Raw genomic sequence first — 12,634 nt, forward strand, 5'->3', positions numbered from 1 at the left:
TCACGAGCTCCGGCGGACCACGTACGCGACACCGCGGTCCGCCGGCCGCTCGCCCACGTACTCCTGCTCCTGCGTCCAGCACCAGGCGGGGATGTCCACGGCCGCGACCTCGTCGTCGGCGAGGACGGTGACGGTGCCGCCCACCCGTACCCGCCCGATCGCCTTGGCCAGCTCGATGACCGGCAGCGGGCAGCTCATCCCGAGCGCGTCGACGGTCACGGCCTCCGCGGCCCCCTCCCCGCCCCCGGCCGGCGCCCCCAGGGTCTCCCGCACGCCCCGCACCACCCCGGGCAGCACCTCCAGGAACCGCTCGACCTCCGCCTCCTCGGCCCCGAACGGCAGCGAAACCCGTACGTTCCCCTCGCTGACCACGCCCATGGCGCGCAGCACATGGCTCGGTGTCAGCGTCGAGCTGGTGCACGAGGACCCGGACGACACGGAGAAACCGGCCCGGTCGAGCTCGTGCAGCACGGTCTCCCCGTCGACATAGAGACAGGAGAAGGTGACGAGGTGCGGCAGGCGCTGCACCGGATCGCCCACCACCTCCACGTCCGGCACGAGCTCCGACACCCGCACCCGGATCCGCTCCGTCAGCTCCCGCAGCCGTACGCCCGCCGCGTCCGCCTCGGCCCGCACCGCCCGCAGCGAGGCGGCCGCCGCCACGATCGCCGGAATGTTCTCGAAGCCGACGGCACGCCCGGACTCCCGCTCGTCGACGGGACCCTGCACGGCGAAGCGCACACCCTTGCGTACGACGAGAAGCCCGACTCCCGCCGGACCACCCCATTTATGGGCACTCCCGGTCAGCAGCGACCAGTCCCCGTCGACGCGCCCCCAGGGCAGTGACTGCGCCGCGTCCACCAGGAGCGGCACCCCGGCGGCCCGGCAGACCTCCGCGACCCGGGCGACCGGCTGTTCCGTGCCGACCTCGTGGTTGGCGGACTGCAGACAGGCGAGCGCGGTGTCCTCCCGCAGCGCCGCGGCGTACGCCTCCGGGTCCACCGCCCCGCCACGGTCCACCCCCACTTCGGTCACCGCCCCGCCGTCGCCCTCGTGGGCCTCGGCCGAATGGAGTACCGACGAGTGTTCGACGGCCGACACGATCAGGTGGCGTCCGACGCGCCGCCGGCCGGCCAGCGCCCCGGCCATCCCGGAGTGCACGGCACGGGTGCCCGAAGAGGTGAAGACGAGCTCGTCGGGGCGGCAGCCCACCGCTTCGGCGGCCGCCTCGCGCGCGGCGTCGAGGAGCAGCCGGGCCCGCCGCCCCTCGCGGTAGAGCCGCGCCGGATCGGCCCACCCCTCGTCCAGCGACGCGTGCAGCGCCTGCCGCGCGACGGGGTGAAGAGGAGCGGAGGAAGCAACATCGAAGTAGGCCACACGCCAACGCTAAGACGTCGGCTCGCCGAGACGCTCCGGGGGAGTGCCCGAGGGAGCCGCCCCGCAAGGGGCGCTCCCCAGGGGTGCGGGGAACTGCCTGACGTGCCCCCACCGGCCCACACCCGCGGACCAGCGGATTCCGCCGAGCTCGTGGGCGTTCCAAGACTCCGTCAGAAACCCGTCGACGAGCGGACGTCCCACCCTTCGGAGTGACCCGCGGCGCGTTAGGCACCCTCCCCGCGCGACCCCAAATAGCGTCCAGTAGGGTTTGGTCCGCATAAACATCCAAACCCCTGCCCGCCGCAGGGCGGCGACCGACCAGCGTGAAGGCCGCAGCCGACAGCGCGGGCGAGACTCTCGGGAAGGCGCTACGTGAGTCCCAACGGCTCCGACCGCTCGTCGCGGCGCCCGATGCGGCGGAAGCTGCCGCAGGTGCTGACTGCGGGCCTGATCCTGGCGACCGCCACCGGTTGCACATACAAGGATTTCCCCCGCCTTGGAATGCCCACCCCGGTAACGGAAGAGGCTCCGCGGATTCTCTCCCTCTGGCAGGGCTCGTGGGCGGCAGCGCTCGCCACGGGCGTGCTGGTCTGGGGTCTGATCCTGTGGAGCGTCATCTTCCACCGGCGCAGCCGCACCAAGGTGGAAGTACCGTCGCAGACGCGTTACAACATGCCCATCGAGGCGCTCTACACGGTGGTTCCGCTCATCATCGTGTCGGTCCTCTTCTACTTCACGGCACGTGACGAGTCGAAGCTCCTCAAGCTCGAAGACAAGCCGGCCCACACGGTCAACGTGGTCGGCTATCAGTGGAGCTGGGGCTTCAACTACATCGAGGACGTGCCGGGTTCCGACAAGGGCGACGCCAAGACGTCCAAGGACCTGGAAGCCATTCCGGACCGCTTCCGCAAGGACTTCCCGGCCAACGCCGGCGGTGTCTACGAAGTCGGCACGCCCGGCGAGCGGAACCCCCAGAACGGCAACCCCGGACCGACCCTCTGGCTCCCCAAGGGCGAGAAGGTCCGCTTCGTTCTGACTTCGCGTGACGTCATCCACTCCTTCTGGGTGGTGCCGTTCCTCATGAAGCAGGACGTCATCCCGGGCCACACCAACGCCTTCGAGGTGACTCCCAACAAGGAGGGCACCTTCATGGGCAAGTGCGCCGAGCTCTGCGGCGTCGACCACTCCCGGATGCTCTTCAACGTCAAGGTCGTCTCTCCCGAGCGCTACAAGCAGCACCTCGAGGACCTCGCGAAGAAGAACCAGACCGGTTACATCCCGGCCGGCATCGAGCAGACGGGCCACGAGAAGAACCGGGAGACGAACAACCTGTGAGCATCCTCAACGAACCCCAGGGTGCCGCGGCAGCAGACTCGTACGAGGACGAGCTGCCGGTCAGGCGCAAGCAGCCGGGCAACGTCGTGATCAAGTGGCTGACCACCACTGACCACAAGACGATCGGCACGCTCTATCTGGTCACGTCGTTCGCGTTCTTCTGCATCGGCGGCGTCATGGCGCTCTTCATGCGCGCCGAACTCGCCCGTCCCGGCACGCAGATCATGTCGAACGAGCAGTTCAACCAGGCGTTCACGATGCACGGCACGATCATGCTGCTGATGTTCGCGACGCCGCTGTTCGCCGGCTTCGCGAACTGGATCATGCCGCTGCAGATCGGTGCTCCCGATGTGGCCTTCCCGCGGCTGAACATGTTCGCCTACTGGCTGTACCTGTTCGGCTCGCTGATCGCGGTCGGCGGCTTCCTCACCCCGCAGGGCGCGGCCGACTTCGGCTGGTTCGCGTACAGCCCGCTGTCGGACGCGGTCCGCTCGCCGGGCATCGGCGCGGACATGTGGATCATGGGTCTGGCGTTCTCCGGCTTCGGTACGATCCTCGGCTCGGTCAACTTCATCACCACCATCATCTGCATGCGCGCTCCGGGCATGACGATGTTCCGCATGCCGATCTTCGTGTGGAACGTGCTGCTGACCGCGGTGCTCGTCCTGCTGGCCTTCCCGGTCCTGGCCGCCGCGCTGTTCGCCCTGGAGGCGGACCGCAAGTTCGGCGCCCATGTCTTCGACGCCTCCAACGGCGGCGCACTGCTATGGCAACACCTCTTCTGGTTCTTCGGCCATCCAGAGGTGTACATCATCGCCTTGCCGTTCTTCGGCATCATTTCCGAGGTCATTCCGGTCTTCTCCCGCAAGCCGATGTTCGGCTACATGGGCCTGATCGGCGCGACCATCGCGATCGCGGGTCTGTCCGTGACCGTGTGGGCCCACCACATGTACGTCACCGGCGGCGTGCTGTTGCCGTTCTTCTCCTTCATGACGTTCCTGATCGCCGTGCCAACCGGTGTGAAGTTCTTCAACTGGATCGGAACGATGTGGAAGGGGTCACTGAGTTTCGAGACCCCGATGCTCTGGGCGGTCGGCTTCCTGATCACCTTCACCTTCGGTGGTCTGACCGGCGTCATCCTGGCCTCGCCCCCGATGGACTTCCACGTCTCGGACTCGTACTTCGTGGTGGCGCACTTCCACTACGTGGTGTTCGGCACCGTGGTGTTCGCGATGTTCTCCGGCTTCCACTTCTGGTGGCCGAAGTTCACCGGCAAGATGCTCGACGAGCGTCTGGGCAAGATCACCTTCTGGACGCTGTTCGTCGGCTTCCACGGCACGTTCCTCGTCCAGCACTGGCTGGGTGCCGAGGGCATGCCGCGCCGGTACGCGGACTACCTCCACGCCGACGGCTTCACGGCCCTGAACACGATCTCGACGATCTGTTCGTTCCTGCTCGGTCTGTCGATCCTGCCGTTCTTCTACAACATCTGGAAGACCGCCAAGTACGGCAAGAAGATCGAGGTCGACGACCCGTGGGGCTACGGCCGCTCCCTGGAGTGGGCGACGTCCTGCCCGCCCCCGCGGCACAACTTCCTCACGCTGCCGCGCATCCGCTCGGAATCGCCCGCGTTCGACCTGCACCACCCTGAGATCGCGGCGATCGGCCACCTCGAGAACGACGGACAGAAGGACACCGCGCTGTTCGGCGGCGACAAGGAGGCCGCGAAGTGAAGATCCAGGGCAAGATGTTCATCTGGCTGAGCGTCTTCGTCCTCGCCATGGCGATCGTCTATGGCGTGTGGTCGAAGGAGCCTGCCGGTACCACGGCGCTCTTCCTGGCCTTCGGCCTGTGCATCATGATCGGCTACTACCTGGCCTTCACGGCCCGGCGTGTCGACGCCTCCGCACAGGACAACAAGGAGGCCGACGTCGCGGACGAGGCCGGCGAGGTGGGCTTCTTCAGCCCGCACAGCTGGCAGCCGCTCTCCCTGGCCGTCGGTGGCGCGCTCGCCTTCATGGGCGTCGTCTTCGGCTGGTGGCTGCTGTACTTCTCGGCCCCGATCATCCTGATCGGCCTGTGGGGCTGGGTGTTCGAGTACTACCGCGGCGAGAACCAGACCCAGTGAGTCTGTAGCTCCCCGCACCCGAAGGGCCCCGGCACTCCGAAAGGAGCGCCGGGGCCCTTCGGCGTAAGCGACACCCCACGGACGGGTCACTCGCCGCGACGAGCGTGATGAACCTTCATACCGTGTGTTTATGAGCGACTCTCCGCGAATTCGCACGGTACTGAGCTGCACAATGCTGGTGGCCGCACTCGGTGCGGGGACCACGGCCTGCGGGGGCTCCCACCACCCGCTCTCGGCGAAGCCGTACGACGCGGCGGACCAGATCGCCTTCAACGGCCCCGTGGGCAGCAAGAAGGCGGATCCGGACAAGCCCCTGGAAGTCACGGCCCAGGGCGAGGACGGGCGTATCACCGACGTGCTGGCCACCGACGCGATGGGGCGGTACGTGGCGGGCGAACTCTCGGCCGACGGCTCCCGGTGGCACAGCACCACGCCGCTGGCGGCAGGCGCCCACTACACCGTGCGGGTGAGCGCGGAGGACGACGAGGGGGCGCCGGGCCGCAAGGTCCTCACCTTCGAGACCGGCCTGCCCGCGAAGAAGAAGCGGCTGAAGGTCACCTTCGGCCCCGACGCGGGCAAGTACGGCGTCGGCCAGCCCGTCACGGCCAAGCTCAGCAAGCCGGTGAAGGGCAAGGAGGCCAGATCGGTCGTCGAGCGCGCGCTGAAGGTCCGCTCGGTGCCCGCCACCGAGGGCTCCTGGTACTGGGTGGACAGCGAGACGCTGCACTACCGCCCGAAGGAGTACTGGCCCGCCGGCGCGACCGTCAGCGTCTCCAGCAACCTGGAGGGCCTCAAGGTCAAGGACAAGCTGTGGGGTGGCGAGGCCAAGCCGCTCAGGCTGACCATCGGCGACCGCATCGAGGCCGTGACGGACGCCGGATCGCACTACATGACGGTCTACCGCAACGGCGAGGAGATCAACTCTTTGCCCGTGACCACGGGCAGGCCCGGCTACTCGACGCGCAACGGCGTCAAGGTGGTGCTGGGCAAGGAGTACTCCGTACGCATGACCAGTGCCAGCATCGGCGCATCGGACTTCTACGACAAGATGGTCTATTACGCGACGCGGGTGACCGACTCGGGTGAGTATGTGCACGCCGCGCCCTGGTCGGTGGGCTCGCAGGGCTCCGCGAACACCAGCCACGGCTGCACCGGCATGAGCACGGGCGACGCCGCCTGGTTCTACGAGACCGTCCGCCAGGGCGACCTCGTGACGGTCATCAACAGCTACGGCGAGGACATGCCGGCGTTCGGCAACGGGCTCGGCGACTGGAACCTGAGCTGGAAGAAGTGGCGCAAGGGCAGCGCGCTGCTCGCCGGGACCAAGGAGGGCCCCGCGGCGGCCGACGCGGCCAGGCTGCGGCCGCGGGTCTGACGGCCCGGCAGAGAGCCTGTCAGAGGCGCGCGAGAGGGGCCCACGCCACGGCGTGGGCCCCTCTCGCGGAAATCGGTGGACCGCTGGTGAATCGCTCGAGCCTCGCTCAGGCCTCGACGGCCGTCCTGCCGCGCAACAGCCCGGCCAGAGCGCTCGCGAACTCCACCGGATCGACCGGCAGGGTCACCGCGGCCTCCGCCCGGCTCCAGGTCGCCAGCCACGCGTCCTGCGGGCGCCCCATGAGGAGCAGCACGGGCGGCGACTGGAAGACCTCGTCCTTGATCTGGCGGCAGACGCCCATGCCGCCGGGCGCCGACTCGCCGTCGAGGACGCAGACGTCGATGCCGCCCCGGTCCAGCTCCTTGATGACCGCGTGCGGCGTCGCGCACTCGATGAACCGGACCTCGGGAACATCCGTGGCCGGCCTGCGGCCCGTGGCCAACCGGACTTGCTCGCGGGTGCTCGAGTTGTCGCTGTAGACCAGCACCGTGGCGGTCGGCTGCATTGTTCCTCCGATACGTCGAGCTGTTGCGTCGAGCTGTGCCGTCATGGGATCGGGAACCGATGCGCGGATGCTACTCCTCCCGACACCCCGTCAACACCGCTTCGGACAGGCCTCCGATGGGCCATCCGGGCAGGACACACCCCGTAGACACTCCGAACGGCACCCCCCGGGGTGAGGGCGGGATAAGCGACCGACATAATGTCGGTCGTGGCGACAGCAACGACAGTAGATACCGGGCACGCGCACCCGCCGGTCAATCGACCGAACCTCACCAGCGTCGGAACCATCATCTGGTTGAGTTCCGAGCTGATGTTCTTCGCGGCCCTCTTCGCGATGTACTTCACCCTGCGATCGGTGACAGGTCCTGATCACTGGAAGGAAATGGCCTCGGCCCTTAACTTCCCGTTCTCGGCGACGAACACCACGATCCTGGTGCTCTCCTCCCTCACGTGTCAGCTGGGCGTGTTCGCAGCTGAACGCGGGGATGTGAAGAAGCTCCGGATGTGGTTCATCGTCACCTTCATCATGGGTGCGATCTTCATCGGCGGTCAGGTGTACGAATACACCGAGCTGGTCAAGCACGAGGGCCTCTCGCTCTCGTCCGACCCGTACGGCTCGGTCTTCTACCTGACCACCGGCTTCCACGGACTGCATGTGACAGGCGGCCTCATCGCCTTCCTGCTGGTCCTGGGGCGCACCTATGCGGCCAGGAGGTTCACCCACGAACAGGCGACCGCAGCCATCGTCGTGTCCTACTACTGGCACTTCGTCGATGTGGTCTGGATCGGCCTCTTCGCCACGATCTACATGATCAAGTAAGCGGAGGTCGCTCACGCGACGTAATCCGAAACATTCCAGAAGCATCGACGCAGAAGATCCTGACACCGGGGTAATCCGTGAAAAAGCTCTCCGCACGACGACGCCATCCGCTGGCGGCGGTCGTCGTCCTACTCCTCGCGCTGGCGGCCACCGGGGGGCTGTACGCCGCGTTCGCGCCGGCGGACAAGGCGCAGGCCGATGACACCGCCCAGTCCCTCGCCATCGACGAGGGCAAGAAGCTCTACGCCGTGGGCTGCTCCAGCTGCCACGGAACCGGCGGTCAGGGCTCCTCCGACGGTCCGAGCCTGGTGGGCGTGGGCGCCGCCGCTGTCGACTTCCAGGTCGGCACCGGCCGCATGCCGCTCCAGCAGCCGGGAGCCCAGGCGCCCAAGAAGAAGGTCATCTACAACCAGGCCCAGATCGACCAGCTGGCGGCGTACATCTCGTCGCTGGGTGCCGGTCCCTCGGTTCCGACCGAGAAGCAGTACAGCCCGGACGGGGCGGACATCGCCAAGGGTGGCGAGCTGTTCCGCACCAACTGCGCCCAGTGCCACAACTTCACCGGTGAAGGTGGCGCGCTGACGCACGGCAAGTTCGCGCCGTCGCTCGAAGGTGTCTCCCCGAAGCACATCTACGAGGCCATGCAGACCGGCCCGCAGAACATGCCGTCCTTCCCCGACACCACGATGCCGGAGAAGAACAAGAAGGACATCATCGCGTACCTCGACGCGGTCAACGGTGAGAAGACCGAGAGCCCTGGCGGTCTCAAGCTGGGTGGTCTGGGTCCGGTCAGTGAAGGCCTCTTCGGCTGGATCTTCGGTCTCGGCTCGCTGATCGCGGTCGCCGTGTGGGTCGCCGCTCGGACCGCAAAGGCCAAGAAGTCATGAGTAGCCAAGAGATTCCAGAAGAGAACCTGCCCAGCAAGCAGGAGACCGAGCACGGCTCGGTGGCCGTGACGGAAGAGAACCCGTTCGCCGACCCGGGGCTGCCGCCCCACGAGCACCGCGTCCAGGACATCGACGAGCGGGCCGCCAGGCGGTCCGAGCGCGCCGTGGCGTTCCTGTTCACGCTGTCGATGATCGCGACGGTCGGCTTCATCGCCTCGTACGTGGCGATTCCCGCCGACAAGAGCGTCTTCATCTGGCCGATCGGTCACGTCAGCGGCCTCAACTTCGCCCTGGGCACCACCCTCGGCGTGGCGCTGTTCTGCATCGGCGCGGGCGCGGTCCACTGGGCCCGCACCCTGATGTCCGACGTGGAGATGACCGACGAGCGGCACCCGATCGCGGCTGAGCCCGAGGTCCGCGCCAAGGTCATGGAGGACTTCAAGCAGGGTGCCGCGGAGTCGGGCTTCGGTCGGCGCAAGCTGATCCGGAACACGATGTTCGGCGCGCTGGCCCTGGTCCCGCTCTCCGGCGTCGTCCTGCTGCGCGACCTCGGTCCGCTGCCCGAGGACAAGCTCCGGCACACCAAGTGGGCCAAGGGCAAGATGCTCGTGAACATGAACACCCACGAGCCGCTGCGGCCCGCGGACGTGGCGGTCGGTTCGCTGACCTTCGCCATGCCCGAGGGCATGTCCGAGCACGACCACGACTTCCAGACCCAGATCGCCAAGGCCGCCCTGATGATCGTCCGGATTCAGCCGGAGAACATCAAGGACAAGCGCGAGCTGGAGTGGTCGCACGAAGGCATCGTGGCGTACTCCAAGATCTGCACCCACGTGGGCTGCCCGATCTCCCTGTACGAGCAGCAGACGCACCACGTCCTCTGCCCGTGCCACCAGTCCACCTTCGATCTCTCCGACGGTGCCCGAGTGATCTTCGGCCCGGCCGGCCACGCCCTGCCGCAGCTGCGCATCGGCGTGAACGAAAAGGGCTACCTCGAGGCGCTCGGCGACTTCGAAGAGCCCGTCGGTCCTGCCTTCTGGGAGCGCGGATGAGCACCACCACGACATCATCGAACGACAACCGCCAGAAGGCGCCCGCCGGTGAGCGGGTAGCGGACTGGGCCGACGGCCGGCTGGGGATCTACTCCCTCGCCAAGGCCAACATGCGCAAGATCTTCCCGGACCACTGGTCCTTCATGCTCGGTGAGATCTGCCTGTACAGCTTCATCATCATCATCCTCACGGGTGTGTACCTGACGCTGTTCTTCCACCCGTCGATGAACGAGGTGGAGTACCACGGCAGCTACGTCCCGATGCAGGGACAGTTGATGTCGGAGGCGTTCAACTCGACCATGCACATCTCCTTCGATGTGCGCGGTGGTCTGCTGATCCGGCAGATCCACCACTGGGCGGCGCTGATCTTCCTCGCCGGCATGTTCGTGCACATGATGCGCGTCTTCTTCACGGGTGCGTTCCGCAAGCCCCGTGAGGTCAACTGGCTCTTCGGCTTCCTGCTGTTCGTCCTCGGCATGTTCACCGGATTCACCGGTTACTCGCTCCCGGACGACCTGCTCTCGGGAACCGGTGTCCGCTTCATGCAGGGCGCCATCCTGTCGATGCCGATCGTCGGCACGTACATCTCGATGTTCCTGTTCGGCGGGGAGTTCCCCGGCGGCGACTTCGTGGCGCGGTTCTACTCGGTCCACATCCTGCTGTTGCCGGGCATCATGCTCGGCCTCGTGGTGGCGCACCTGATCCTGGTCTTCTTCCACAAGCACACGCAGTTCGCGGGCCCCGGCAAGAGCAACAAGAACGTCGTCGGCATGCCGCTGCTGCCCGTCTACATGGCCAAGGCCGGAGGCTTCTTCTTCCTGGTCTTCGGTGTCATCGCGGTCATCGCGGCGATCGCCTCGATCAACCCGATCTGGGCCATCGGCCCGTACCGCCCGGACCAGGTGTCCACCGGCGCCCAGCCCGACTGGTACATGGGCTTCGCCGAGGGTCTGATCCGTGTGATGCCCGGCTGGGAGATCAACCTCTGGGGCCACACGCTCGCCCTGGGCGTGTTCATCCCGCTGGTCGTGGTCTTCCCGCTGGTCCTCGTGGCCATCGCGGTCTACCCGTTCATCGAGTCCTGGGTCACCGGCGACAAGCGCGAGCACCACATCCTGGACCGCCCGCGCAACGCCCCGACCCGTACGGCCTTCGGTGTCGCCTGGATCACCGCGTACATGGTCATGCTGGTCGGTGGTGGCAACGACCTGTGGGCCACGCACTTCCACCTGTCGCTGAACGCGATCACCTGGTTCGTCCGGATCGCCTTCTTCGCCGGACCGGTCATCGCCTTCATCGTGACCAAGCGGATCTGCCTGGGTCTGCAGCGGCGCGACAAGGACAAGGTGCTGCACGGCCGCGAGTCGGGTCTCATCAAGCGGCTGCCGCACGGTGAGTTCATCGAGGTCCACGAGCCGCTCAGCAAGGAGCAGCTGCACACGCTCACCGCGCACGAGCAGTACAAGCCGGTCGAGCTCGGCCCCGCGGTCGACGAGAACGGTGTCGAGCGCAAGCTGTCCGGTCCGCAGAAGCTCCGGGCGAAGCTCTCCAAGGGCTACTACGGGGAAGAGGGCCAGATCCCCAAGCCCACCCCCGACGAGTACAAGGAGATCACGAGCGGCCACGGCCACCACTGATCATCTGAAGCTCTGAAGCTCTGACCAAAAGGTCGCCACGGCAGGAGCCCCGTCCATTGCATGGACGGGGCTCTTTGCCGTCCCGGAGGCTGGATAGGGTGGTCCCACCGTCCCACCCCGACGTGGCGGGGTGTTTCCTCCATACGCAGACGAAAAAACCAGGAGCGGCTATGAGCGCTGTGACCCCCGCAGGAGGCGACACCGCGGCGGACCGTTCCTGGCCCGACGTACTGAACGGCCTGCTCGACGGGCGCGACCAGAGCGCCGACGACACGGCCTGGGCCATGGACCGCATCATGCGCGGCGAGGCCACCGACGCCCAGATCGCGGGGTTCGTGGTCGCCCTACGGGCCAAGGGCGAGACCGTCGAGGAGATCTCCGGCCTGGTACGCGCCATGTACGCGCACGCCAACGTCATCGACGTGCCGGGCCCGACCGTCGACATCGTCGGTACCGGCGGCGACGGCGCCAAGACCGTCAACATCTCGACCATGTCCGCGATCGTCGTCGCGGGCACCGGCGCGAAGGTCGTCAAGCACGGCAACCGCGCCGCCTCCAGCGCGTCCGGCGCCTCCGACGTACTGGAGAAGCTCGGCGTCAACCTGGACCTCACCCCTCAGCGGGTGGTCGAGGTCGCCGAGGAGGCGGGCATCACCTTCTGCTTCGCCGTGAAGTTCCACCCCGCGCTGCGCCACGCGGGCGGCGCCCGCAGCCAGCTCGGCATCCGCACCGTCTTCAACCTGCTCGGCCCCCTCACCAACCCGGCGAAGGTGCGCGCCCAGGCGGTCGGTGTCGCCGACCCGCGGATGGCGCCCATCGTGGCCGGGGTCTTCGCCGAGCGGGGCCACTCGTCCCTCGTCTTCCGCGGCGACGACGGGCTCGACGAGCTGACGACGACCGCCACCTCGCGGGTCTGGACGGTGCGGGACGGCGCCGTGCGCGAGGAGGCGTTCGACCCGCGGGACGTCGGGATCGGCCTGGTGCCCGTCGAGGCGCTGCGGGGCGCCGACGCCTCGTACAACGCGGAGGTCGCGCTGCGGCTGCTCGACGGGGAGACCGGGCCCGTGCGGGACGCGGTGCTGCTGAACTCGGCGGCGGCCCTGGTCGCCCTCACGCCCACCGATCAGCCCCTCGTGGAGCAGATCGGCGCCGGCATGGCGAAGGCGGCGCAGGCGATCGACTCGGGGGCCGCGAAGCGGGCCCTGGAGCGCTGGGTGTCCGCCAGCAACCGCTGAGGAATCCACTGAGGAATCCGCTGAGAAGTTCCCTCCTTCGGCGCGGCGATGTGACGCACGGCGCAGTCCGGAATCTGGACTGCGCCTTGCGCGCCGAAGATCGTGTGGCAGGATGCTGCACAGGTCATGAGTGACAGCGACTACGGCCCCGGCCCGCTGTCCGGCAACCCTCCGTCCGTGGCGGGGTGCCCCGGGTGAAGACCAGGCCGTACGCAGCGAGGCGTATGGCAAGCGCGGACCCCTGGACATCGGTGAATGTCACAGCCCTGGGGTCCTGGTCCTCA

The 12,634-nt window shown here is 67.6% G+C and carries 11 protein-coding genes and 1 riboswitch; of the genes, 9 read left to right on the plus strand and 2 right to left on the minus strand.

The features are described 5' to 3' along the window. A complete protein-coding gene (locus AC07DO_RS04795) occupies positions 1 to 1,377 on the minus strand; it encodes an aminotransferase class V-fold PLP-dependent enzyme (RefSeq protein WP_479057069.1) in 1,377 nt (458 codons plus the stop codon). Between the two features lie 372 nt (positions 1,378 to 1,749). On the opposite strand from AC07DO_RS04795, the gene ctaC reads away from it, so the two are divergent. The 4 genes from ctaC (at position 1,750) to AC07DO_RS04815 (ending at position 6,215) form a co-directional block, all read left to right on the plus strand. Then, a complete protein-coding gene (gene ctaC / locus AC07DO_RS04800; RefSeq protein ID WP_150166935.1) occupies positions 1,750 to 2,712 on the plus strand; it encodes an aa3-type cytochrome oxidase subunit II in 963 nt (320 codons plus the stop codon). Continuing rightward, positions 2,709 to 4,445, plus strand: a complete 1,737-nt coding sequence (gene ctaD, locus AC07DO_RS04805) for an aa3-type cytochrome oxidase subunit I (RefSeq protein WP_479057070.1) — start codon at positions 2,709 to 2,711, stop codon at positions 4,443 to 4,445. The genes ctaC and ctaD overlap by 4 nt, the downstream gene beginning before the upstream one ends. Next, positions 4,442 to 4,840, plus strand: coding sequence for a cytochrome c oxidase subunit 4 (locus AC07DO_RS04810; protein WP_055566237.1), 399 nt, complete (start codon positions 4,442 to 4,444; stop codon positions 4,838 to 4,840). The genes ctaD and AC07DO_RS04810 overlap by 4 nt, the downstream gene beginning before the upstream one ends. A 130-nt stretch (positions 4,841 to 4,970) precedes the next feature. Continuing rightward, on the plus strand, positions 4,971 to 6,215 hold the full coding sequence (locus tag AC07DO_RS04815; protein ID WP_479057072.1) for a L,D-transpeptidase: 1,245 nt from the start codon (positions 4,971 to 4,973) through the stop codon (positions 6,213 to 6,215). 106 nt (positions 6,216 to 6,321) lie between these two features. Here AC07DO_RS04815 and AC07DO_RS04820 read toward each other — a convergent pair whose 3' ends face one another. After that, the gene (locus AC07DO_RS04820; protein WP_479057074.1) at positions 6,322 to 6,720 is read right to left on the minus strand and encodes a hypothetical protein; all 399 of its coding nucleotides are present in this window, start codon (positions 6,718 to 6,720) and stop codon (positions 6,322 to 6,324) included. Between the two features lie 198 nt (positions 6,721 to 6,918). Between AC07DO_RS04820 and ctaE the strand changes: the two genes are divergently transcribed. From ctaE to trpD, 5 genes are all read left to right on the plus strand, one after another. Continuing rightward, positions 6,919 to 7,539, plus strand: coding sequence for an aa3-type cytochrome oxidase subunit III (gene ctaE / locus AC07DO_RS04825; protein ID WP_055566234.1), 621 nt, complete (start codon positions 6,919 to 6,921; stop codon positions 7,537 to 7,539). Between the two features lie 77 nt (positions 7,540 to 7,616). Next, entirely contained in the window at positions 7,617 to 8,426 is an 810-nt protein-coding gene (gene qcrC / locus AC07DO_RS04830) for a cytochrome bc1 complex diheme cytochrome c subunit (protein ID WP_055566233.1), read from the plus strand. Then, the gene (gene qcrA / locus AC07DO_RS04835; protein WP_479057076.1) at positions 8,423 to 9,478 is read left to right on the plus strand and encodes a cytochrome bc1 complex Rieske iron-sulfur subunit; all 1,056 of its coding nucleotides are present in this window, start codon (positions 8,423 to 8,425) and stop codon (positions 9,476 to 9,478) included. The genes qcrC and qcrA overlap by 4 nt, the downstream gene beginning before the upstream one ends. Then, on the plus strand, positions 9,475 to 11,115 hold the full coding sequence (qcrB, locus tag AC07DO_RS04840) for a cytochrome bc1 complex cytochrome b subunit (RefSeq protein WP_479057078.1): 1,641 nt from the start codon (positions 9,475 to 9,477) through the stop codon (positions 11,113 to 11,115). Before qcrA ends, qcrB begins: the two co-directional genes overlap by 4 nt. Positions 11,116 to 11,285: 170 nt before the next feature. Beyond that, the gene (trpD, locus tag AC07DO_RS04845) at positions 11,286 to 12,350 is read left to right on the plus strand and encodes an anthranilate phosphoribosyltransferase (protein ID WP_479057080.1); all 1,065 of its coding nucleotides are present in this window, start codon (positions 11,286 to 11,288) and stop codon (positions 12,348 to 12,350) included. Positions 12,351 to 12,472: 122 nt separating this feature from the next. Further along, a riboswitch (SAM riboswitch) is annotated at positions 12,473 to 12,590 on the plus strand. Positions 12,591 to 12,634 lie beyond the last annotated feature (44 nt).

The sequence above is a fragment of the Streptomyces sp. NPDC045678 genome, from assembly GCF_056432085.1.

Excerpts from the sequence above, each read along its gene's own strand:
- ctaE (WP_055566234.1), top strand. The coding sequence starts at position 6,919 with ATGTCGGTCGTGGCGACAGCAACGACAGTAGATACCGGGCACGCGCAC.
- AC07DO_RS04820 (WP_479057074.1), bottom strand. The coding sequence starts at position 6,720 with ATGCAGCCGACCGCCACGGTGCTGGTCTACAGCGACAACTCGAGCACC.
- qcrA (WP_479057076.1), top strand. The coding sequence starts at position 8,423 with ATGAGTAGCCAAGAGATTCCAGAAGAGAACCTGCCCAGCAAGCAGGAG.
- trpD (WP_479057080.1), top strand. The coding sequence starts at position 11,286 with ATGAGCGCTGTGACCCCCGCAGGAGGCGACACCGCGGCGGACCGTTCC.
- qcrB (WP_479057078.1), top strand. The coding sequence starts at position 9,475 with ATGAGCACCACCACGACATCATCGAACGACAACCGCCAGAAGGCGCCC.
- AC07DO_RS04815 (WP_479057072.1), top strand. The coding sequence starts at position 4,971 with ATGAGCGACTCTCCGCGAATTCGCACGGTACTGAGCTGCACAATGCTG.